At 62.9% G+C, this 22,667-nt stretch carries 20 protein-coding genes; 10 read left to right on the top strand and 10 right to left on the bottom strand.

Features of this window, described 5'->3' with window-relative positions; all coding sequences use genetic code 11:
- Positions 1–103: 103 nt before the first annotated feature.
- The 4 genes from moaB to N0Q91_RS13690 all read right to left on the bottom strand — a co-directional run bounded on the left by moaB (position 104) and on the right by N0Q91_RS13690 (position 4,668).
- Positions 104–646, bottom strand: coding sequence for a molybdenum cofactor biosynthesis protein B (gene moaB, locus N0Q91_RS13705; RefSeq protein WP_018094389.1), 543 nt, complete (start codon positions 644–646; stop codon positions 104–106).
- A gap of 6 nt (positions 647–652) precedes the next feature.
- On the bottom strand, positions 653–1,558 hold the full coding sequence (locus N0Q91_RS13700) for a 4-(cytidine 5'-diphospho)-2-C-methyl-D-erythritol kinase (protein ID WP_275596666.1): 906 nt from the start codon (positions 1,556–1,558) through the stop codon (positions 653–655).
- A 7-nt stretch (positions 1,559–1,565) separates the two neighbouring features.
- The gene (locus N0Q91_RS13695; RefSeq protein WP_275596665.1) at positions 1,566–3,389 is read right to left on the bottom strand and encodes a tetratricopeptide repeat protein; all 1,824 of its coding nucleotides are present in this window, start codon (positions 3,387–3,389) and stop codon (positions 1,566–1,568) included.
- 262 nt (positions 3,390–3,651) lie between these two features.
- The gene (locus N0Q91_RS13690) at positions 3,652–4,668 is read right to left on the bottom strand and encodes a polyprenyl synthetase family protein (protein ID WP_010968861.1); all 1,017 of its coding nucleotides are present in this window, start codon (positions 4,666–4,668) and stop codon (positions 3,652–3,654) included.
- Between the two features lie 107 nt (positions 4,669–4,775).
- On the opposite strand from N0Q91_RS13690, the gene N0Q91_RS13685 reads away from it, so the two are divergent.
- The 5 genes from N0Q91_RS13685 to N0Q91_RS13665 all read left to right on the top strand — a co-directional run bounded on the left by N0Q91_RS13685 (position 4,776) and on the right by N0Q91_RS13665 (position 8,206).
- Positions 4,776–4,997, top strand: coding sequence for a putative signal transducing protein (locus tag N0Q91_RS13685; RefSeq protein WP_100669239.1), 222 nt, complete (start codon positions 4,776–4,778; stop codon positions 4,995–4,997).
- 34 nt (positions 4,998–5,031) lie between these two features.
- A complete protein-coding gene (locus N0Q91_RS13680) occupies positions 5,032–5,802 on the top strand; it encodes a tRNA1(Val) (adenine(37)-N6)-methyltransferase (protein ID WP_275596664.1) in 771 nt (256 codons plus the stop codon).
- Between the two features lie 138 nt (positions 5,803–5,940).
- Positions 5,941–6,807: a S49 family peptidase gene (locus tag N0Q91_RS13675; RefSeq protein WP_102761391.1), complete on the top strand. Its 867-nt coding sequence runs from the start codon at positions 5,941–5,943 to the stop codon at positions 6,805–6,807.
- A gap of 145 nt (positions 6,808–6,952) precedes the next feature.
- Positions 6,953–7,144, top strand: a complete 192-nt coding sequence (locus N0Q91_RS13670; protein ID WP_003533286.1) for a hypothetical protein — start codon at positions 6,953–6,955, stop codon at positions 7,142–7,144.
- 99 nt (positions 7,145–7,243) lie between these two features.
- Positions 7,244–8,206, top strand: coding sequence for a glycine--tRNA ligase subunit alpha (locus tag N0Q91_RS13665; protein ID WP_018094396.1), 963 nt, complete (start codon positions 7,244–7,246; stop codon positions 8,204–8,206).
- Here the strand turns inward: N0Q91_RS13665 and N0Q91_RS13660 are convergent, their stop codons facing one another.
- Positions 8,207–8,452: a hypothetical protein gene (locus tag N0Q91_RS13660; RefSeq protein ID WP_345774906.1), complete on the bottom strand. Its 246-nt coding sequence runs from the start codon at positions 8,450–8,452 to the stop codon at positions 8,207–8,209.
- 239 nt (positions 8,453–8,691) lie between these two features.
- Between N0Q91_RS13660 and N0Q91_RS13655 the strand changes: the two genes are divergently transcribed.
- From N0Q91_RS13655 to N0Q91_RS13640, 4 genes are all read left to right on the top strand, one after another.
- A complete protein-coding gene (locus tag N0Q91_RS13655) occupies positions 8,692–9,240 on the top strand; it encodes a LemA family protein (protein WP_018094398.1) in 549 nt (182 codons plus the stop codon).
- 118 nt (positions 9,241–9,358) lie between these two features.
- Positions 9,359–11,293, top strand: a complete 1,935-nt coding sequence (locus N0Q91_RS13650) for a DUF2207 domain-containing protein (protein WP_275596662.1) — start codon at positions 9,359–9,361, stop codon at positions 11,291–11,293.
- 91 nt (positions 11,294–11,384) lie between these two features.
- Complete coding sequence (gene glyS / locus N0Q91_RS13645; RefSeq protein WP_275596661.1) at positions 11,385–13,550, top strand: glycine--tRNA ligase subunit beta; 2,166 nt, start codon at positions 11,385–11,387, stop codon at positions 13,548–13,550.
- Positions 13,551–13,609: 59 nt separating this feature from the next.
- Positions 13,610–14,125, top strand: coding sequence for a 2-thiouracil desulfurase family protein (locus N0Q91_RS13640; RefSeq protein WP_275596660.1), 516 nt, complete (start codon positions 13,610–13,612; stop codon positions 14,123–14,125).
- Positions 14,126–14,235: 110 nt separating this feature from the next.
- Here the strand turns inward: N0Q91_RS13640 and N0Q91_RS13635 are convergent, their stop codons facing one another.
- The 5 genes from N0Q91_RS13635 to N0Q91_RS13615 form a co-directional block, all read right to left on the bottom strand.
- Complete coding sequence (locus N0Q91_RS13635) at positions 14,236–14,718, bottom strand: plant virulence effector HPE1-like domain-containing protein (RefSeq protein ID WP_275596659.1); 483 nt, start codon at positions 14,716–14,718, stop codon at positions 14,236–14,238.
- Positions 14,719–14,834: 116 nt separating this feature from the next.
- Positions 14,835–16,106, bottom strand: coding sequence for a phosphoribosylamine--glycine ligase (gene purD / locus N0Q91_RS13630; protein WP_275596658.1), 1,272 nt, complete (start codon positions 16,104–16,106; stop codon positions 14,835–14,837).
- Between the two features lie 126 nt (positions 16,107–16,232).
- The gene (locus N0Q91_RS13625) at positions 16,233–18,605 is read right to left on the bottom strand and encodes a putative bifunctional diguanylate cyclase/phosphodiesterase (protein ID WP_275596657.1); all 2,373 of its coding nucleotides are present in this window, start codon (positions 18,603–18,605) and stop codon (positions 16,233–16,235) included.
- Positions 18,602–19,642, bottom strand: coding sequence for a polyamine ABC transporter substrate-binding protein (locus tag N0Q91_RS13620; protein ID WP_275596656.1), 1,041 nt, complete (start codon positions 19,640–19,642; stop codon positions 18,602–18,604). Before N0Q91_RS13620 ends, N0Q91_RS13625 begins: the two co-directional genes overlap by 4 nt.
- A gap of 105 nt (positions 19,643–19,747) precedes the next feature.
- Positions 19,748–20,944 (bottom strand): MFS transporter, encoded by a 1,197-nt coding sequence (locus tag N0Q91_RS13615; protein WP_018094406.1) that lies wholly within the window; start codon positions 20,942–20,944, stop codon positions 19,748–19,750.
- Positions 20,945–21,058: 114 nt separating this feature from the next.
- On the opposite strand from N0Q91_RS13615, the gene N0Q91_RS13610 reads away from it, so the two are divergent.
- Positions 21,059–21,874 (top strand): AraC family transcriptional regulator, encoded by an 816-nt coding sequence (locus tag N0Q91_RS13610; RefSeq protein WP_018094407.1) that lies wholly within the window; start codon positions 21,059–21,061, stop codon positions 21,872–21,874.
- The last annotated feature ends 793 nt before the right edge of the window (positions 21,875–22,667 follow it).

The following is a 22,667-nucleotide window of genomic DNA, read 5'->3' as shown; positions in this document are numbered from 1 at the left end:
AGCAATTAAACGGTGCTTGCCTTGCCCGCTTCGAGCCAAGCCGACGAAGGCAAACTAACGGGATTCTGGGCGCTGGGCTGTTCCAAACGGAACACGAATTTCGTCAGCCGCGCTTCAGGTGCTCGTCGAGTCTCGGCATGATCTCGACGAAATTGCACGGCATGTGCCGGTAATCGAGTTGCTGCTTCAGGATTTCGTCCCAGGCATCCTTGCAGGCACCGGGGGATCCGGGCAGGACGAAGATGAACGTCGCGTTGGCGACCCCGCCCGTGGCTCGCGACTGGATCGTCGACGTGCCGATCTTCTCGTAAGAGATCCGGTGGAACACCTCCGAAAAGCCATCCATGCGTTTCTCGAAGAGCGGCTCCAGCGCTTCCGGCGTCACGTCGCGGCCCGTGAAGCCGGTGCCCCCGGTGGTGATGACGACGTCGATCGCGGCATCGAGCGTCCAGGCCTTTACCTGTCCGTAGATCTTCTCGCGCTCGTCGGGAACGATTGTCCGCGCCTCGAGCCGGTGGCCGGCCTCCCGTATTCTTGCTTCGAGCACATCGCCGGACTTGTCGTCCGCGCGTGTGCGCGTGTCCGAGACCGTGAGCACGGCGATGCCGATGGGAATGAAGGGGCGTCTTTCATCGAGGCCGGGCATCTGGCGTTATCCTGATTTTCCCGCGGTTCGCGTCGCCTGAACGTACCATCGCGGGTGGTCGGCGGAAATGGTCTCAGCGGCACGCTCGGCGCTTTTCGTCCCCGTGAACAGTCCGAAGCAGGTGGCGCCTGAGCCGGACATCCGCACGAGCGCGGCGCCTGCATCGTGCAGTGCGTTCGAGACGGTTTCGATCATCGGCTCGTGCGCACGTGCCGGCGGCTCCAGATCGTTCCGCATGGCCGCCATGGCCGTCAGCCATTCGGCAGTCGAGCGGGCATCTTCAGGCAAGACCAGCGCAGGATTGGTCTTCCTGACGAGCGATCGGAAGATAACCGGCGTGGAGACCGCGACGAGGGGGTTGACGAGGACGACGTCGAAGGGCGGCAGCTCGGGAAAAGGCGTGATCTCTTCGCCGATGCCTCTCGCGACGAGGGGGCCTCGGTCGAGACACATCGGAACGTCCGCGCCGAGCTGCAGCGCAAGGCTGTCGAGCCTTGCCGCTTCGACGGTCGCGCCCCAGAGCGACAGCAGCCCGCGCAGAGTCGCGGCGGCATCGGCCGAGCCGCCGCCGATCCCCGATGCTATCGGCAGGTTCTTCTCGAGATGCAGATGAACCGGGCCGGCCATTCCACCCTGCGCCGAAAGCTCGCGCCGCAACAGGTCCCGGGCGCGGAGCACGAGATTACCACCATTGCCCTCGGATGAAAGGTCGGTGGCGAAGCGGCCCGACACCGTGAAACGGTCCCTTTCCGCCGCGGTCAGCCCGACCCGGTCGCCACATTCGGCGAAGGTCACCAGGCTTTCCAGCAGATGGTGGCCGTCGGCGCGCTGCCCGACGACGTGCAGCGCGAGATTGATCTTGGCGGGCGCCGCAAAGGTCAGTGCGAAGCCCGGAATGCCGTCTGCCTGCATGTTACGGTCAGGACTTCTTGTCCGGCGCTGTCTCGGTCTTTTTCGGCAGTATTTCCTTGGCATCCGCCGCGGCCGGGACCGGTTCCTTAAGCGGCGGCAGACCGTTTTCGATCTTCGCCTTGATCTTCGGAATTTCCGCTTCCTCGGGCTTCAGTTCCAGCGCCTGATTCCACTGGAACACGGCTTCGAGCTTCCGGCCGACGCGCCAGTAGGCATCGCCGAGGTGGTCGTTGATCGTCGCGTCGCCGGCCATCAGTTCGGCAGCGCGCTCGAGCTCGGTCACAGCCTCGTCGAACCGGTTCATGCGGAAATAGGCCCAGCCGAGCGAGTCGACGATATAGCCGTCGTCGGGCTTGAGCTCGACCGCCTTGCGGATCATCTCAAGCCCGTCCTCGAGGTTGATGTTCATGTCGACCCAGGAATAGCCGAGATAGTTCAGAACCTGCGGCTGATCCGGGTTGAGCTCCAGTGCCTTGCGAAAGTTCGGCTCCGCCTTTTCCCAGAGCTTCTGGCGTTCGTAGGCAATGCCGCGCTGGAAGAAGACGGTCCAGTCGCTCCGCTTCGGCACGGGGCCGATCGCGGCGACCGCACGGTCGTAAAGCTCGCCCATCGCCTTGTAGTCCTTGGCGTCGGAAAGCACGCTGCCATAGGCGAGATAGTTGCGGATGTTCTTGGGATCGACGTCGATCAGCCCTTTGAGATGCTTTTTCGCCTCGTCTACCTTGCCGATGCCGGCGAGGCTGAGGCCAAGCTGAAGTTCGGAAAGGCGGCGCATCGGCGAGCTCTCCGGCACGCTCTTGTAAAGCGCTATCGCCTCTTCCGGCTTTTTGAGGTTTTCGGCGATCCCGCCGAGCATCACGAGAATATCGGCGCTTTCCGGGTCGAGCCGTCGCGCCGTCTGAAGGTAGAGCGAAACGATGTCTTCCGCGCCTTCGCGGTTGAGCGCGCCACCGATCGAAAAGAGAACGGCGGCCGCACCCTGCACGGCGTTGCGTACCTGCTGCTCCTGCGGCTTCCCTTCCTCGACACTCTTCCTCAGCGCCTCGAGCGGAGTGTAGTTGTTGACGAGGCTTTCGCCGACGGCGATCGTATCCAACGCCTTCTGCTTGTTGCCTTCGCGCGCTTCGAATCGCGCCAGCGCCTCGACGGCCCGCATGAAAGTGTCCGGCGCGGCGCCGCCGCCTTCTCGGTCAAGAATGGCGTCGTTGAGCCGGGCGCGCGCCGTCGTCTTGTCGCCGGCCGCAAGCGCAATCGCCCCCGCATGATAGTTCCTGAAGATCCGGAACCATTCCGGGCCATCCAAATTCTTGATCTGCGCCAGCGCTTCCTTCGGTCGGCCCTGGCCGAACTTGGCCCAGGCGGAAAGCAGCGAACTCATCAGCCGGTCGAGGTCGTTCGGACCGTCGTAGTTCAAGAGCTTTTGCGCGTTGCGGTATTCTCGCTTGCGGATAGCTTCGATCGCGCGGACCACCGTGGTGATCCTTTCGACGGCGGGATCCGATTTCAGCTCTTCGGCGATCTTGGCGCCTTCATCGAACTTGCCGCTCATCAGCAGCGTGATCATCAGCCGCTGCTTGACATCGTTATTGCCGGGCTCGAACCTGAGTGCGGTACGATAGAGTTCGGTTGCCGCCGCAAAGTCGCGATCGACGTCTGCCGTGCGCGCCGCAAGGAATGCGCCGGCAAAGGTGTTGACGCTCCTGATATCGAAAGGCTCGGCGTCTTCGACCGGCGCCTTCTCCTCGGCAAAGGCCTGCTGGTTGCCGGTCACCGTTGCAAGAACCAGCATTGCCGCGCCGCTGAGAAGGCGAAGGAATGTATTCTGCCGCATATCAAACCTTTCATTGCCGGTGGTACGATTCGAGACGCCACCGCTGGTTGGCCCGGAGCCGATTGGAAATCGGGCGCAAGTCTTCAAGAATAGAATGGCTTTTTTGGCGCAACGCGGCAAGAAAATCCTCCGGAGAAGTCTTCGTCCGCCGCTGCTGCGGCGCCGGGTCCCGTGCCGGAAGCGTAAGCCTCGCGGCAACACTTTGAATTGCTGCATGTTTCTGCCCTTGGATCGGCCGCGATGCAAGGAAACATGAAGTGGCTCAGCTTACCCGATCGATGCAGAAATCGATCACCTCGACGAGCGCCGATTTCCATGGGGAAGCCGGCAGCGGCGCGAGCGCGTCGCGGGCGATCGTACCGTAGTGTTTGGCACGGGCGATCGTATCCGTAAGGCCGCCGTAGCGACGGATGAGACCCAGCGCCTTTTCGAGATTTGCCGCGTCGCTTGCGCCGCCCTCGATCGCCTCGCGCCAGAACGCCCGGTCTTGCGGCGTGCCGCGGCGATAGGAGAGAATGACCGGCAGCGTGATCTTGCCTTCGCGAAAATCGTCTCCGACATTCTTGCCGAGATCGCTCGACGTTCCGCCATAGTCGAGAACGTCGTCGACCAGCTGGAAGGCAAGGCCGAGATTGGTGCCGTAGGATTTCAGCGCGTTGCGGTCGGCTTTGCTTCCGCCTGCGACGATCGGCCCGACCTCGGAGGCGGCGGCGAAGAGGGCCGCTGTCTTGGCGCGGATGACCTGCAGATAGTCGTCCTCGGTCGTCTCCATGTTCTTGGCGACCGAAAGCTGCAGGACCTCGCCCTCCGCGATCACCGATGCGGCGGTCGAAAGGACGTCGAGCGCATCGATCGAGCCGACGTCGACCATCATGCGGAATGCCTGCCCGAGCAGGAAATCGCCGACGAGCACGCTTGCCTGATTGCCCCAGATCGTCCGCGCCGTCGATTTGCCGCGCCTCAGATCGCTCTCGTCGACCACGTCGTCGTGCAAAAGGGTCGCCGTGTGCATGAACTCGACGCTGGTCGCGAGCTTGATGTGACCATCGCCCTCGTAGCCGAACATCGAAGCGGCTGCGAGCGTCAGCATCGGCCGGAGCCGTTTGCCGCCCGAGGAAATCAGGTGGTTGGCGACTTCCGGGATCATCTGGACGTCGGAACCCGCCTTGGAAAGAATGAGCTGGTTGACCCGCTCCATGTCGGACAGCGTCAGGTCGACAAGCGGCTTCACAGATGCCTGTTTGTTTTTATTGTCTTCCAGCGGTATCACTACGCCCAACGCCCGGACTCCTGTTTCGTTGCGGGTTCGACAATAGAAAGAGGGGCTTCGGGCGGCAAGAGGCGAATTGTCCCGCCCGCAGCTTTAAGACAGGAAAATAGAGCCGGATGAAAGAGCTGATCCGCACCAATGATGCCGTCCTTCTTTCCTTTGCGGAAAGCCTGATGAAGGATGCCGGGATCGGATGCTTCATCGCCGATCAGGACATGAGCATACTCGAAGGATCGCTCGGCCTCCTGCCGCGGCGCTTCCTGGTCGCCGAGGACGATGCCAACCGGGCGCGGCGCATTCTGATCGATGCGGGCCTCGAACGGGAATTGCGGCAATGATCGGCTGCGGCCCTTCCGCGAGGCGGAAAGCGGCATGACGGGAATTCCGGAGACGGTGGATGCTTTCCACCGCGGCAGGTTCCACCTGATCCAGCCTCTGGGTCAGGGGCACCGTTCGGGAATGGATGCGATGCTGGTCGCATCCCTCGTTTCCTGCCGCAGCGCGTGCCGCGTCGCCGATCTCGGCGCCGGCGCCGGTGCGGCCGGCATGGCCGTCGCGTCGCGGATCGAGGAGGCCGAAGTGCTGCTGGTCGAGCGTTCGCCGGTCATGGCGGATTTTGCGCGCCGCAGCCTCGCATTGCCTGAGAACGCGCATCTTGCCGGCCGGGTCTCGGTGCTCGAAGCCGATGTCGCGCTGAGCGGCAAGGCGCGCGCGGCCGCGGGTCTTCCGGACGACACATTCGACCATGTGATCATGAACCCACCCTTCAACGACGCCGCGGATCGCAGGACGCCCGACCGGCTGAAGGCGGAGGCCCATGCAATGAGCGGCGACCTGTTCGAAGCGTGGATCAAAACGGCCGGAGCAATCATGAAGCCGGGCGGGCAGCTTTCCCTGATCGCCCGGCCCGAATCGATCGCCGGGATCATCGAAGCCTGCGGCCGGCGCTTCGGCGGCATAGAGATCACCCCGCTTCTGCCGCGGGCAGGCGAAAATGCCGTGCGCATCCTCGTATCCGCGATCAAGCAGAGCCGCAAGCGGCTGGCGCTGCGCGCGCAGCTCGTGATGCACGGGGAGGGCCACCGCTTCTCGCCCGAGGTCGACGATCTCAACAATGGCCGCGCGGCCTATCATCGCCGATGATTAACCGTAAGCAGGGCATTGCGTTTGCGACGCCAATGCATACATGCACGACGACGATTCGGATTGCTGCATGTCTTTGTTCTTAAATCGGCTAGGATTTAAGAAGATATGCAGAGATTGCAGCGGGCAGGAGTTGAAATGGCCGGATTCTTCAGAAAGCTGATGCCGAAGCGCTTCCGCAGGGATGGTGTGACGATTCCGGCGATCAGGCTGCATGGCGCAATCATGGCCGGCGGCAGCCCGCTCCGCCCGGCTCTCAATCTTGCGACGGTTGCGCCGCTGCTCGAAAAGGCCTTCTCCGTCAAGGAGGCCCCGGCCGTTGCCATCTCCATCAACTCTCCGGGCGGTTCGCCGGTGCAGTCCCGTCTTATCTATCAGCGCATCCGCGATCTCGCGCAGGAGAAGAGGAAGCGCGTGCTGATCTTCGTCGAGGACGTGGCGGCGTCCGGTGGTTACATGATCGCACTGGCCGGCGATGAGATCATCGCGGATCCGACCTCGATCGTCGGCTCGATCGGCGTCGTTTCGGGCGGCTTCGGCTTCCCCGATCTCCTGAAGAAGATCGGCGTCGAGAGACGGGTCTACACGGCGGGCGAAAACAAGGTGGTTCTCGATCCTTTCCAGCCGGAGAAGGAGCGTGACATCGAATTTCTCAAAGGCCTGCAGCTCGAGATCCACGACATCTTCATCCAGATGGTCAAGAGCAGGCGCGGTTCGCTCCTGGCCGACCATCCCGATCTTTTCTCGGGGCTGTTCTGGACGGGGCAACGTGGCCAGGAACTCGGCCTGGTCGACGCTCTCGGCGACATGCGGGGCGAGGTGAAGAAGCGCTATGGAGAAAAAGCGCGGCTGGAGCTGATCCAGCCGGCCCGAAGCCTCTTCGGGCGACGTCAGCCCGGGGCAGCCGTAGCCGGAGCAATCGCGGGGCCGCTCGTCGCAACGGCGGCTGCAGGTCTTGTCGACGCCGTCGAGGAACGGGCGCTCTGGGCGCGTTTCGGTCTTTGAATCGGCCCTGTTCCTTGCGTGAGCGTGTGTTTTTGAAGAACGGTCTCGCGGCATCTGGCCAGCACCGCAAGAGCGCGCTAACACTGCGATTTGCTGCATCCCCTCGCGCCGTCGTTCCATTGGAGGGAAATGCAGAGGAGGAACCATGCCGCAGATCATCCTGCTTCTGATTATCGCCGTCATCGCCTGGATCGGCTATCGCAAGTTCATCGCAGACGCCGAGAAGCTGACGCGTCAGCGTGAGCGCCTGCGCAGGCAGCGCGAGACTGGCGCAAACGGCACGCTCGTCAAGGACGCCGAGACCGGCGAGTACCGCCTGAAGCGCGACGACGAGTGAGGCTGCCTGACCGAATACCGGCGGGTGAAGGCGCTTGACCCTCGCCCTGCGGCATGGCACCTGTCCCCGCAAATCTTGACGAATTCGGACCCGGATCCCATGACGATTGCACCCCTCCCGGACCACATGAACCCGAAGCGCTCCTTTCAGGCTCTGATCCTGACGCTGCACAACTATTGGGCCGACAAGGGTTGCGCCGTGCTTCAGCCCTACGACATGGAGGTCGGCGCAGGCACGTTCCATCCGGCGACGACCCTCAGGGCGCTCGGGCCGAAGCCATGGCGCGCGGCCTATGTGCAGCCGTCGAGGCGCCCGACCGACGGTCGCTACGGCGAAAATCCCAACCGGCTGCAGCACTATTACCAGTATCAGGTGATCTTGAAGCCCAACCCTTCCAATCTGCAGGAGCTTTATCTCGGCTCGCTCGAGGCGATCGGCCTCGATCCGCTGCTGCACGATATCCGTTTTGTCGAGGATGACTGGGAGAGCCCGACGCTCGGCGCCTGGGGCCTCGGCTGGGAATGCTGGTGCGATGGCATGGAAGTGTCGCAGTTCACCTATTTCCAGCAGGTTTGCGGCATCGAATGCTCTCCGGTTTCCGGCGAACTGACCTACGGCCTCGAGCGCCTGGCGATGTATGTCCAGGGCGTCGACAATGTCTACGACCTCAACTTCAACGGCCGCGAGGGCGCCGAGAAGATCAGCTATGGCGATGTCTTTCTGCAGGCGGAGCAGGAATATTCGCGGCACAATTTCGAATACGCCAACACGGCGATGCTGCATCAGCATTTCATCGATGCGGAAAAGGAATGCCTGGCGTTGCTGGCCGCCGGTGCGCCTGATGACTCCAGCAACAACCGCCTGCACAAATGCGTCTTCCCCGCCTATGACCAGTGCATCAAGGCGAGCCACGTCTTCAATCTTCTGGATGCCCGGGGCGTGATTTCGGTGACCGAGCGCCAGAGCTACATCCTGCGCGTGCGTACGCTCGCGAAAGCCTGCGGCGAAGCCTTCCTGCTGACTGAGGCCGGCGGCGCCAACTGGAACAGGGAAGCGGCCTGATCAGGAGGTCGCAGAGGTCCTCCGGCCGCATGGCGGAGCAAGCGGGTCCGATCGCTGCGAGCAGATGTGCTCGCTCCCGTCGAGCCGCCACTTCGGCGCCGGCGCTCTGACGCTCGACAACTCGCCGGCATAGATTTGCAGCGCGCGGCGCACACCGCTCGGCCTTTCGATCGGGCCCGCGCTTGCATGGGTCGCGAAAAGGGCGGCAAAGGCGATCACGTTGATGAAGCTCACGGGGGTGTTCATGGCGGCACTAAGCGTTGAGGTTGTTCGATGGATGGACTATCGAGCATCCGCCGACGCGTTGCCGTTACCGGTGGAACAGCCTGAGGCTGCAGACGTCGGCACCACCCGTTCGGCAGGGGCTGGGGGCGGTCTTGTGATCGGCCGCTGTAGAACTTTGAATTGCTGACCGGTTTGTTCTTGAATCGAATAGAATTTAAGAAAACATGCAGTAGGATCGCCGTGATCCAAAGGAGGGTTTGATGATCGGGCTGGCAATTGGCGTCGCCGTTATTCTTTATCTCGTCTTCGTCTATAACGGTCTCGTCAAGGCGCGGCAGATGGCCGAGGAGGCCTGGTCCGGCATCGACGTGCAGTTGAAGCGGCGCGCCGATCTCATCCCGAATCTGATCGAGACGGTGAAGGGTTACGCCGCTCACGAGAAGTCGACACTCGAGGAGGTCGTTACGCTGCGCAATCGGGCTCAGGCGGTGCCGGAAGGCGATGTCGCGGCGCGGGCCGCGGCCGAAGGCGCGCTTTCGCAGGCGCTTGGCCGCGTCTTCGCGCTCGCCGAATCCTATCCGGACCTGAAGGCCAACGAGAATTTCGCAGAACTCCAGCGTTCGTTGGAAACGATCGAGGGCGAGATCCAAATGTCCCGGCGCTACTACAACGGCGCAGCGCGCGATCTCAACGTCAAGGTCGAGAGCTTCCCGTCGAACCTGATCGCCAACGCCTTCCGCTTCGTCAAGGCCAGCTATTTCGAGATCACCAACGAGGCGGACCGCGCGGTTCCCTCGGTCAAGTTCTAGATCAATTTCACTGAATCAATAAAACGATCTATCGGTTCGAAACCGCGCACTTCCGGACGGAAAACCGTTAAATAGTTCTCTGGAAGTGCTCCGGTGGGCCTGAAAAAGGGAAATCCCGATGAGGCGGCTTTTCGCGGCGCTTGCGCTCGTCACCTTCGTTCTTGCAGCGCCGCTCGTCGCGGCGGCGGAAGAGTTCATCTCCGCCTACCATTCGGTCATAGAGGTCGCGAAAGACGGCACGCTCACGGTCACCGAGACGATCACGGCGAATGTCGAAGGCAACCGTATCCGGCGCGGCATCTACCGCGACTTTCCGCTGACCTTCGTCGACGCGCGCGGTGGCCGCAGCAAGGTCGACTTCAACCTTCTCTCCGTCGAGCGGGACGGCGATGAAGAGGAATACCGCACGGAATCGATCAGCGGCGGCATCCGCATCTATACGGGAAGCGCCGACGTGCTCCTGCCGCATGGCGAACACACCTTTCAGATCACCTACGAGACGAGCCGGCAGATCCGCTTCTTCGACGACCACGACGAGCTCTATTGGAACGTGACCGGAACCGAATGGGCATTCCCGATCGAGGAGGCGACCGCCACCGTCACCTTGCCGAAGGGCGTGAAGGCGGAGGCGCTCGACGTCTTTACCGGCGGCTACGGCGCGACCGAAAAGGATGCGCGCGCGGTGGAGGAGGGCGACGAGATCTTCTTCGCGACCACGCGCCGACTGCGCCCGCAGGAGGGATTGACCGTCGCGATCAAGCTGCCCAAGGGCAGCATCGAACGGCCAACCGCCTCCCAGGAAAATATCTGGTGGCTGCGCGATCACATGACTCTGGTCATCGCCGGGTCCGGCCTCCTCCTCGTCCTGCTCTATTACGGGCGCGCCTGGGTGCGTGTCGGCCGCGACCCGGCCCGCGGCGTCATGGTCCCGCGCTGGGACCCTCCGCACGGCGTCTCGCCCGCGCTCGTCAACTATATCGATAACAAGGGCTTTTCCGGCGAAGGATGGACAGCGCTTTCCGCGGCGGCGCTCAACCTTGCGGTCAAGGGGCATGTCATCCTCGAAGACCTGAAGAAGGCGGTCGTCATCACCGCCACGGGCAAGAACGGCGAGAAGCTGCCGACCGGCGAAGCGGCCTTGATGAAAGCGGTGGACGCGGCCGGCGGCAAGCTCACCATCGACAGGGCGAACGGCAAGAAGATTGAGGCGGCGGGTTCCGGCTTCCGCAGCGCGATGGAGCGCGAGCATCGCGGCAAGTATTACCGCGCCAATACCGGATACGTGGTTGGCGGCATCGTGCTTTCGGTCGCCACTCTCGCGGCGCTGTTCGTCTTCGGTGACCTGAGCGAGGACAGCGTTCCTTTCGTCATCGTCCCGGTCTTCCTCGCCGTCTTCATTTCCGCCTTCGCCGTTTCGGTCGGTAAATCGCTCCGGCGCGGCTCGAGCCTCGCACGCCGCATTCTGTCGATCGTCGTGCTTGCCTTCATCGGCTTCGTGCTGTTCACGGTTTTCTCGAGCATTCTCGCCGCGCTCGTCTTTTCGGCCAGCGATCCGGGCGACCTGCCGCTGTTCTTCGCGATCGGTGGCATCGTCCTCGTCAACGGGCTTTTCTATTACCTCATGGGCGCGCCGACGCCGCTCGGCACGCGCATGATGGATGGCATCGACGGACTCAGGCAATATCTTACGCTCGCCGAGAAAGACCGTCTGAACATGCAGGGCGCGCCGGAAATGTCGCCGCGGCATTTCGAGACCCTGCTCCCCTATGCCGTCGCACTCGGTGTGGAAAAGCCCTGGAGCGAGACCTTCGAGCGTTGGCTGCATGCGGCTTCGGCGGGCGCGGCGGCAGCCGCCTATCAGCCGAGCTGGTATCACGGCGACAGCTTCGGGCCCGGATCCTTCACCGACACGATCGGCGGTTTCGCCGGTTCGATGGCGGATACGATGACGTCTTCCTTGCCGCCGCCTGCGAAGAGTTCGTCCTCGGGCTTTTCTTCCGGCGGCGGATTTTCCGGCGGTGGCGGTGGCGGCGGTGGCGGTGGCGGCTGGTGACAGCGGATTTCCTCGCCGGCCGTGATGACATTTTCGCCAGAGCTTGCTAAGTCCGCCGCAACCTTCCGGAACAGAACGAAGTCTCGAATCCATGCCCGATCTCCTTATTGAATTGCGATCCGAAGAAATCCCCGCCCGCATGCAGCGCAAGGCGGCCGGCGATCTGAAGAAGCTCGTGACGGACGCTCTGGTTGAGGCGGGGCTCACCTATGAAGGCGCGCGCGAATACTGGACGCCGAGGCGGCTGGCGCTCGACATCCGCGGCCTGACCGCGCGCTCCGCCGACCTGCGCGAGGAGCGCAAGGGCCCGCGCATCGACGCGAACGAGAAGGCGATCGAAGGCTTTCTCCGCGCCGCGGGCCTCTCCTCCGTCAGCGAGGCTCATGTCCATAACGACCCGAAGAAGGGCGATTTCTATGTGGCGCACATCGTAAAGCCCGGCCGGGAGGCGGAAGAGATCATCGCCGATGTGATGCCGGCGATCATCCGCGACTTTCCCTGGCCGAAATCCATGCGCTCCGGTGCCGCTTCGGCCAAACCGGGCAGTCTTCGCTGGGTCCGGCCGCTGCAGTCGATCGTCTGCACGTTCGGCGCGGAACACGACGAGACGAAGGTGATCCCCTTCGAAGTCGATGGCATCGTCGCCTCGAACGTCACCTACGGCCACCGGTTCCACGCGCCGGAGGCGATCACGGTCCGCCGCTTCGCCGACTACGCCGAGAAGCTTGAAAAGGCGAAGGTCGTGATCGATGCGGAGCGCCGCAAGGAGATCATCTCGGCCGACGCCCACAACATCGCTTTCGCCAACGGCCTCGAGCTCGTTGAAGACGAGGGCCTCCTGGAGGAAGTCGCCGGTCTCGTCGAATGGCCGAGGGTGTTGATGGGTAGCTTCGAGGAAAGCTATCTCGAAATCCCGTCCGAAATCATCCGACTGACGATCAAGACCAACCAGAAATGCTTCGTCACGCGCAAGCCCGGCGCCGAAACGCTGTCCAACCGGTTCATTCTCGTCTCGAACATCGAGGCGAAGGACGGCGGCAAGGAGATCGCCCACGGCAACGGCAAGGTCGTGCGTGCGCGGCTCTCCGACGCGGCGCATTTCTGGAAGCGCGACCAGGGCGATTTGCCGGATCTCGAAACGCTGACGGCGTCTGCCGAGAAGTTCGGCCTCGATCTGAAAAAGCCTCTCGACCAGCGCATGGCGAAGCTCGACGCCCTTAACGTGACTTTCCATGCTAAGCTCGGCACGCAGGGCGACCGTGTCGTCCGCATCCGCTCGCTCGCCGCAGCGCTCGCCAAGCTCACCGGTGCCGATCCCGCCTCCGCCGATCGCGCGGTCCTCCTCGCCAAGGCGGACCTTCGCACCGAGGCAGTCGGCGAATTCCCGGAGCTCCAGGGCATCATGGGCCACAAATATGCCATTCTGCAGGGTGAAGGCGCGGCCGTCGCCAATGCGATCGAGGATCACTACAAGCCGCAGGGACCATCCGACCGTGTGCCGACCGATCCCGTCTCGGTAACGGTGGCGCTTGCCGACAAGCTCGATACCCTCGTCGGCTTCTGGGCAATCGACGAAAAGCCGACCGGTTCCAAGGACCCCTATGCGCTGCGCCGTGCGGCACTCGGCGTGATCCGGCTCATTTTGGAGGGAAGTGCGCGGCTGCCGCTTCTGCCTTGTTTCGATGTGGCGCTCGCCGCCCTGAAGGGACAGCGTCCGGATATCGCAGCCGAGATTTCCGCCGATCTGCTCGCCTTCTTCCACGATCGCCTGAAGGTTTACCTGCGCGATCTCGGCGCGCGATACGATCTGATCGATGCGGTGCTCGCGTCGGATGCGGACGATCTGTTGATGATCGCCCGCCGCGTCGAGGCGCTGACCGCCTTCATCACGGCCGAGGAGGGCAGGAACCTGCTCACCGGCACGAAACGTGCGACGCAGATTCTCGCTGCCGAAGAGAAGAAGGGTACGGAAGTCGCCGAGAGCGTCGACGAAGCATTGTTCCGGCTCGACGCCGAGCGGACGCTGCACGCTTCGATCAAGGTCGCGTCGGACGATGCGCGCGACGCGATCGTCAAGGAGGATTTCCGCTCCGCCATGGAGGCGCTCTCGAAACTGCGCGAGCCGGTCGACGATTTCTTCAACGATGTTCTCGTCAATGACGAGGATAAGGCGATCCGTGCCAACCGCCTCGCGCTCCTGGGCCTCATCCGCTCGGCGACGGGTGAGGTGGCGGACTTCTCGAAGATATCGGGGTAACTCGAAGCGCTCTGCACCGCAGAGGTTGCCGCGTTGACGACCGGCCGATATGAAAGCCCATGACCGCCAGGATTCTCGTCAGTGCCTGCCTCATGGGACATGCCGTTCGTTACGACGGCGCATCGAAGCCGCTCATTCACCCGGCGATCGATCGCTGGAGGAGGGAAGGGCGGCTCGTCACCATCTGTCCGGAAATGTCGGCCGGCATGCCGGTGCCGCGTCCGCCGGCCGAGATCGAAGGGGGCAGGACGGGCGCCGACGTGCTCGCCGGCAGGACGCGCGTCCTCGAAAAGACGGGCGGCGATGTGACGTCGGAGTTTCGTCGCGCAGCGGAGAATGCGCTTGCGCTGGCACGCGAGACGAATTGCCGGTTTGCCCTGCTGATCGACGGCAGTCCATCCTGCGGCTCCCGCTTCATCTATGACGGCCGGTTCAGCGGCGAACGTATTGCGGGTGAGGGCGTGACGGCCGCGCTGCTGCGGGCCAACGGCATTGAAATCTATTCCGATCGTGAGATAGAGACCTTGGTCGCAAGGGTCGGCGATGCCGGCAACGAAGTTGGGGTATCGCTCTAAAGATTACGCCCCTGCTTCTCTCAGGGGCGCAACCTCTCGCTTTTGCAGCGAATTTGCCCGTCAGCCTTGAACGTCGACTGACTGGGGCAGGGAACGTTAATAATATGGTATCAATCTAGGCGAAGATCGAAAATAGCCGGATCAATTTTCCGTGAACCGCCGCTGGCCATGGAGGCAGCAACCGCGGCGGTTTTTGCGGTATGGTCGATGGAGATTTCCGCAATCCCGGTGCGAAGGGTGCTTGCCGGGACGTCGGCCGCTGCCGGTTCGCCGGTCTGCATTCCCGCGGCCCGGATCGCGACATCCGATGCATCGTTGACGAAAATGACCGGCGAGCCGCCCAGCCACGCCTCCGTGCGCACCGACTTCACCTCTCCATGGATTTCCTTGAGCTCCACGCGATCCGTGCCCGGCGCTAGATCCGGGACGACGTAGGAAGGCTTCCTCTTTGGCTGCAAGGGCGGGCAAGCCGCGCAGGAAACCGTCGCGACGCTCGAATTGACAGCCTCGCCGGAGGTGATGTTGTCGATCGAAGAGGCTGCCGCGGGACCGGCGGTATAGACGAGAGCGGCTGTGATCAGCAGGGAACGCATTGATCTCTCCTCGATTGGTCAAGGTGAGAATAGCGGTCTCCCCTTACCTTCCGGTCAGGAGAAATCATAAAATTTGAACGATACGGCCTTTCCTGCAGCGCCGCTCGCTGAAGCCGTCAGGCAGTCTCGCGCGCGATTGCCCGCCAGCCGATGTCGCTGCGATAGAAGCCGTTCTCCCAGCGAACGCCGCGAACCGCCGCATAGGCTGCGTCCTTCGCCTCACCGACGGTCTTTCCCGTGGCGGTGACGTTCAGCACCCGGCCGCCGGTTGCGACCAGCCCGCCTTCCTTCATTGAGGTTCCGGCATGAAATACCTTGGTCGCGGCGGACGCGTCGGGCAGGGCCTCGATCGGCGTATTTTTTTCGTAGGCGCCCGGATAGCCGCGCGAGGCCATCACCACGGTCAGAGCAACGTCGTCGCGCCACTCCGCTTTCGTCTCTTCGAGCGTTCCGGTGGCCGCCGCGTAGAGCAGCGGCAGGAGGTCGCTCTCGAGCCGCATCATCAGCACCTGGCATTCGGGATCGCCGAAGCGGACATTGTACTCGATGAGTTCCGGGCCCTTTTCCGTGATCATCAGGCCGGCAAAGAATACGCCGGCGAAGGGATGACCGCTTTCGGCCATGCCGCGGACGGTGGGCTCGATTATCTCTTTCATCGTCCGTTCCACCATCTCGGCGGTCATGACCGGCGCGGGCGAATAGGCGCCCATGCCGCCGGTGTTCGGCCCGGTGTCGCCGTCGCCGACACGCTTGTGATCCTGCGCGGAGGCGAGCGGCAGCACGTTCTTGCCGTCGCAAAGGCAGAAGAAGCTCGCTTCCTCGCCGTCGAGATAGGCCTCGACGACCACCTCGGCGCCGGCCGCGCCGAAGGCGCCCGCAAAGCATTCGTCGACCGCGGCAAGGGCCTCGTCGAGGCTCATCGCCACCGTCACGCCCTTGCCGGCGGCAAGCCCGTCGGCCTTGATGACAATCGGTGCGCCCTCTTGGCGGACATAGGCCTTGGCGGACCCGGCATCGGTAAAGCGTCTATAGGCCCCGGTCGGGATCCCGTATCTCGCGCAGAGGTCCTTGGTGAAACCCTTGGAGCCTTCAAGCTGGGCCGCTGCGGCCGAAGGGCCGAAGGTCGGAATATCGGCCGCGCGAAGCGCGTCGCCAAGACCGGCAACCAGGGGCGCTTCGGGACCGACGACCACGAAATCGATCGCATGGGTCCTGCAGAAATCGACGACGGCCTCGTGATCTTCCGTGTCGAGGTCGGCGATCGTGGCCTCCTCGGCGATGCCCGGATTACCGGGGGCGGCATAAAGCTTGGTCAGCCTCGGCGACTGCGCGATCTTCCATGCAAGCGCATGTTCGCGGCCGCCCGATCCGATCAGAAGAACCTTCATCGCCATCCTCGCCGTCAGGAATTGTTGCGCTGCGGTTAAGACGGCAGGCGGGACGAGGTCAAGGAAAAAGCGGCCCGCGCTGCAAATTTCCTGGTGCCAGCCAGCGTGCTTCTGTCGGGAGTGACGTCAGCGCCGGCTTGCAGCCACCGGCCAGCCGTCGTCGTCAGCCGGCTTGTCTGCGTGGAGCGCGACCCGGGAGAGTGCCCAGATCGCCAGCTCGTTGAGCGGGAGCGGCTTGCTGATCAGATAGCCCTGAAAGCGGTCGCAGCCCGCCGCCGTCAGCATGGCGAGCTTTTCCGGCGTATCGACGCCTTCGCCGACCACGGTCATCTCCTTCGCGTGGCACAGCGCGACGACCGCTTTGAGTACCGCCAGCGATCGCGAAGCGGCCAGGTTGGAGACGAGCGCCCGGTCGAGTTTGATCGTGTCGGCGGCATAATCGATGATCTGCTGAACCGATGTGTAGCCGGCGCCGAAGTCGTCTATCGAGAGCCGGAAGCCTTTGCTCCTGAGCTCTTCCATGTTCAGGCGCAATTGATCGCTGATCTGGACGGCGAATGTTTCGGTGAGCTCGATGTCGATCGATCGCGCCTCCAGGCCGTGGCGCGCGAGGCAGTCCGAAAAATGGTCGTTGATCGACTTAGAGTGCAGTTCGGCCGAGGAGATGTTGATCGCCAGAACCGTATCGGGGCCGAACAGCGCCTTCAGCTGGTGGCAATCCGACATCGCCTTGTCGATAACCCACCAGTCGATTTTCGTGAACAGACCGGAGCTCTCGGCTATCGGAACGAATTCGTCGGGCGTCACATGCCCCAGGACCGGCGAGTGCCAGCGCAACAGAGCCTCGCAGCCGGTGACTTTTCCGCCGGCGTCGACGATCGGCATGTAGACAAGGTGAAACTGCTCGTCGGGATCGAGCGCGCGCAGCTCATCCTGGATCTGCCGCTGGCGGGTGCGCTTGTCGTTGAGCGCGCGGGAGAAGCGGGCGGACCGGTTCTTGCCGGCGCTCTTCGCCTGGTACATGGCGGCGTCGGCATTCGAGATCAGCTCCGCGACCGAGCTCGCATCATCAGGACATGCGGCAACGCCGATGCTTGCCGTGACCGGATAACGCTTGCCGGAAAGCTCGAACCCGTCTGAAAACAGGGCGAGGATCGCGCCGCAAACCTCCCGCACCGCGCCGTCGCCGAGCTGCGAACGTAACAGAACCGCGAACTCGTCGCCGGAGAGCCGCGCGAGGATGGCCGGCTCCTGTCCGCGCCTGCGCGTGATCGCTCCGACATCGCGTGCGATCCGGGCGGCGAGCGTTTTCAAGAGCTCGTCGCCGACATCGTGGCCGTGCTTGTCGTTGACGAACTTGAAGTTGTCGATGTCGATGAAAAGCAGGCTGCATTTCTCGACGGATGCGACAGCCTCCTGGACGGCCTGCGCGGCAAGCATGTTGAAGCGTCCCCGGTTGCTGATGCCCGTCAACGTGTCGGTCCAGGAACTCCGCTGCACGAGTTGGAGCGACTGGACGGATTGTCGATGCATCTCCCGGATGTTTCGGGTCAGACGGCCGATTTCGCCGGCCTCGTCCACCTCGGCGATTTCCTCGCGCGCGCCGGCCATGACCGCCATGACATTGGTATCGAGCGTTGCGATCGGCCCCGTGATGAAGCGGCGGATGAGCACGATGATCAGCCAGATCGAAAAGAGGCTCATGGCCAATGCGCCGAGGGCGAGGAGCACTTTCTGGCGCATCATCTGGGCTTCGAAATGCGCATCAGAAACCGTCAGCGTCGCATGCAAGGCAGGCCCGAGAGGAACGCTTGCCGACAGATCGTCGGTCACGGCAAGCGGCCACGGCTGGAGGACGATATCGGCGCCATATTCCCTTTTCAGCGGGGCCAGCAGCCTGAGAAAGCGGTCGGGCTGTACCGCAACCTGCATCAGCAGCGCATTTGCCCTGTTGCTGGGAGCCGGCCGGCCAAAGGTTACCGGATCGACGAACAGCGAATAGACGATTCGCGGCCGGTCGCCGGCGGAGTCGAGATAGCTCCAGTCGCCGAGTTTCGATCCGTTGAGCAACTGCCGCGCGAGATCGAGCTGTGCCGGATCGATTTCCGCAAAGGGATCCCAACTGTTCTCGAAGTAGTACTCCGTTTCCAGCTTGCTGTTGAGAACAGCCAGGGAGATAAACCCCGCAGGGTCGTCGGACAGCGACGTCAGGCTCTCCTGCAGCCGCACACCGAGCGCATTGGCGCGATATTTCTTGTCGGTTTCGGCCACGTATTGCCGCAGCGCGTTGCCGCTCAAAAGCGCGTTGAGGGCACCGCGGCTGCGCCGAACCTCGTTCTGGAAGACGGAGGCGGCATGTTCGAGCCGTTGTGAGAGCTTGGCGTGCTCGAGTGCGCGGATGGAACGGCTCTGGGCGACGTGTACGGAGAGAGCCGCGAGAAGATAACCCGCCAGCACGACCGGAAAGATGAGGATGAGCGCACGCTTGCCGAGGGTCACTGGAAGTTCGCCAACGTGTTGATGATTCGCCGGCGCGCTTCGATCGACCTGACGGACAGTTCCTGGTGATGCTGGTTTTTCGCCATGATTTCGGACGGCGGGTAGATTTCCGGATCGGAGCGCATGGTCTCCGGAAGGAGCTTGAGCGCCGCGCTGCTTGCGGTCGGCATGTTGAGCGCGATCGCGTTGGCAGCGGCGGCCTCCGGCGACCCGATGAAATTCAGGAATTCGAGAGCCCTTTGCTTGCGAGGGGATGCGGCCGTGACGGAAAAACAGTCGAGCCACGACAACGTGCCCTCTTTCGGGACCGCGTAGCGCCATAGCCCCGCCTTGCCGGCTTTACTGTTGAGCACATGCTGATCGCCGCTATAGCCCAGCGCCAGATAAATATTTCCGGCCAAGGCCGGATCCTGGATCGAGGTGACGACGTAGTCGTAGGTCAGCACGGATGGGGCCTGCGTCTTCAGGAGCGCGAATGCGGCCTTCAGCGTTGCCGTGTCGTCGGCATTGACGGAGGCGCCGAGCAGCATCAGCGGTGGCACGAAAATCTCGCTGTGGTCGGCGAACATGGCGATGTGCTTCTCCAACGCCGGTGCCGGACGCATCATGTCACGCCAGGATGTCGGTGGCGGCGTGACCACATCGGAGCGATAGAGGATGCCGACCGTGCCCCAGAAGTAGGGAAGGCCGTAACCGGCGCAGGATTTGCGCCATTGCGGCGCATAGTCCGCGATCGCGGGCAGATTGGTCTCGGAGAGCGGCTCGATGATGCCCTTCCGTCCGAAAAGCGTCGCGCCGTTCTCATCGACGATGACCAGATCGATGTTACGGCCCGGATCGGCAAGAATCTCGTCGCGGGCATCGTCGCTGTCGAAATTGATCTGGCGGATGGAAACGCCCGTCTTTTCGGTCCAGCGGTCGATGAGACTCTCGGCGATATAGTCTTCCCAGATAAGCAGGTTGAGCGTTTCGGCGCGGCTCGCAGAAGCGCAAAGCAGTGTCGCCAGAAAGACGGAAATAGCCCTGCGTGCCTTCATGTTCTGCCCCTGCACACCCCCATCGCCGGACGCTATCCGGCAATGATTGAGGAATGCTTACGTCCGGAGCAAGATCGTGCGGGCGCGAGGCGCCCGCACGCCTGTTCATCGCGCCGGCAGCTTCGGCAGAAATACGGTGAGCAACCCGAGGAGCGGCAGATAGGAGCAGATCTTATAGACGAACTCGATGCCCTGCCGATCGGCGAAGACGCCGAGGACCGCGGCGCCCATGCCGCCGGCGCCGAAGGCGAAACCGAAGAAAACGCCGGCGATGAGCCCCACCCGGCCCGGAACGAGTTCCTGCGCGAAGACGACGATCGCCGAGAAAGCGGACGAGAAGATGAGGCCGATGATGACGCTCAGTACGCCCGTCCAGAACAGGTTCGCATAAGGCAAGAGAAGGGTGAACGGAACGACCCCGAGGATCGAGAACCAGATGACGAAGCGGGCGCCGTATCGATCGCCGATCGGGCCGCCGAGGAAGGTTCCTGCGGCCGCCGAACCGAGGAAGAGGAACAGCATCAGCTGCGCCTGCTGTACGCTGGTGCCGAACCTTTCAATGACGAAGAAGGTGAAATAGCTAGAGATGCTGGTGAGATAGACGTTCTTCGTAGCCGTCAGCAGGACGAGGATCGCGATCGTCCACAGGACCCGCGCCTTCGGCAAGGGCAGCGCGCGGCTGGGGACGGGACGGCTCATGGTCGCGCGGCGGTGGCGGACGTACCACATGCTCACCCAGGAAAGCACGAAGAACCCGGTGATGGCGACGATGGAGAACCAGCCGAGGCTGCCCTGGCCGAAAGGGAGCACGATGAATGCGGCCAGCAGCGGGCCAAGCGCGCTTCCGGCATTGCCGCCGACCTGGAACAGCGACTGAGCCAGCCCGTGGCGGCCGCCCGACGCAAGCCGGGCCACGCGGGAGGATTCGGGGTGGAAGATCGCCGACCCGATGCCGATCAGGCTCGCTGCCAGGAGAAGCATCCAGAAGTGGTCGGCATTGGCGAGAAGCAGGAGACCCATGCAGGTCGAGAGCATGGCGAACGGCAGCGAATAGGGTAGCGCCCAGCGATCCGTCACGATGCCGATGGCCGGCTGCAGCATCGACGCCGTCACCTGAAACGTGAACGTCAGAAGGCCGATCTGGACGAAATCGAGCGCGTAGTTTTCCTTGAGCAAAGGATAGAGCGCCGTCAGCAGCGATTGCATGATGTCGTTCAGCATATGACAGAAGCTGACCGCCAGGATGACCGAAAATGCTGTCTTTTCCGGGCTGATGGTGCCCGCCGACGTGACCGTTGCCATGGAGAATGTTTCCTTAGGGGGCGGCTCGCCAACGGAGCCTTTTCGGCCATCTCTAGACGGGTTGTCGCTGGCCTGCTTTTGTGATTTGGTCGAGTTCTTTCGAGAGTGGGCCATATGGCGAAATCCGACCGACATCACCTGCCAAAGTTGCCGGACGCGGACCATTTCAGAAGCCTGGAATGGATCGAGAAGGCGAACGCGCCCGTTCTCGCGATCGGGAGGGACTACGCCTGCGGGCTCACCGTGCCCTCCCACAGCCACAGCCGGACGCAACTCTGGTGGGCGCGTTCGGGGGTGGTGCTCGTCTATACGTCGGAGGGACGCTGGATGATTCCCCCGGGACACGCCCTGCTGGTTCCCGCGGGAATCGAACATTCGGCCGAGATGGTCAGCGATGTGCGTATGCATTCCATCTACATCCCGCCGGAGGCAAGCGAAGCGCGCCGGCCCCTCGTCCTGGAAATGAGCGCGCTCGTCGGCAGCCTCATCGACGAACTCGTCGGCGCCGGGAACGAAGCGTCGTCCGAACGGCGCGAAAGCCTGATCATGGAATTGCTGCTCACGGAAATACCGCGGCTCAACCAGCGACCTTTAGGCCTGCCTTTCCCGCGCGACCGCAAGCTTGCAGCCCTCTGCCGGCAATTTCTGGAGGCGCCGTCGGCATCCGCGAATATCGACGCGTGGGCGGCGCGCATGGGCATCAGCCGGCGTTCCTTCACGCGGCTCTTCCGGCAGGAGACGGGCGTGAGCTTCGTCACGTGGCGCCAGCATGCCTGCATCTTCGCCTCGCTGCCGCGCATTGCGGACGGCGAGCCGATCACCACGGTGGCGCTCGACGCCGGTTACGAGAACGTCGCAGCTTTCACGACCATGTTCCGCCGCATGCTGGGTGCGCCGCCGAGCGTCTATCTGCGTGACCAGCGGACCTGAACGGCGTCGGCAATTTTCGTTGAAATGCGCCAAGGCCTGTTGAAATTCGAGCCACCCGCGGCGGCCTGTTTGATTTCCTCATTCCCCGCGCCGCAGACGCGGCGCTGCTGGATCTCTGTGACGAGCACAGGAATGAGGGCCGAGAGGGTGCGGTCCCTCGGCGCGTTTCATCGCGTCACAGGCTGACCATCCCCTCGCATATTCGCAAGCGAATGTTGCAGGAACCCCACATCCCCGGTCCTCATTCCTGTGCTTGTCACAGGAATCCAGCCAGACCAAGTCCTTGGGCTGGAAAGGCTCTTCCCGCGCCGCGGACGCGGCGCTGCTGGATCCCTGTGACGAGCACAGGGATGAGGGGAGGAGAGGAGAGGTTGCAGTCCTCCGATACGTTTCCTACAGCGCCGCGCGTCTTATGAGACGCGCAAAGGTCGCTGTAGCCCTTTGAGCTGCTGCTGTTTCTGTCCATTGACCGGCTACGATCAACATGCAGTGGCGCACGGTCGTTACGCGAGGAATTCAGCGCATCGCCATGCGTGCCGACAAAACCGACCAGAGCTTCAACGCCGTTATCCATCTCGCAGCAGCCGTCATGAACTCAAAATTGAATCTCAACAGGCCCTAGTTCAATTTGCGAAGTAGCCGCGGTTCGGTATGAATCCCGAAGCTCAACAGATCGGGTTAACGAAATCTCATGGACTTGCCGAAGATAAGAAGGCGTTGTATGAATGGGTAGCCACGCATTATACGTGCTTGAGTCACGTCCTGGGTTTCCCAGACCAATAAACTATTCTTC

Origin of the sequence: Sinorhizobium prairiense, from assembly GCF_029201645.2 — a bacterium.
Taxonomy (GTDB): domain Bacteria; phylum Pseudomonadota; class Alphaproteobacteria; order Rhizobiales; family Rhizobiaceae; genus Sinorhizobium; species Sinorhizobium meliloti_A.
The sequence above is the reverse complement of the archived record's forward strand: the minus strand, read 5'-3'. Positions and strand labels throughout refer to the sequence as shown.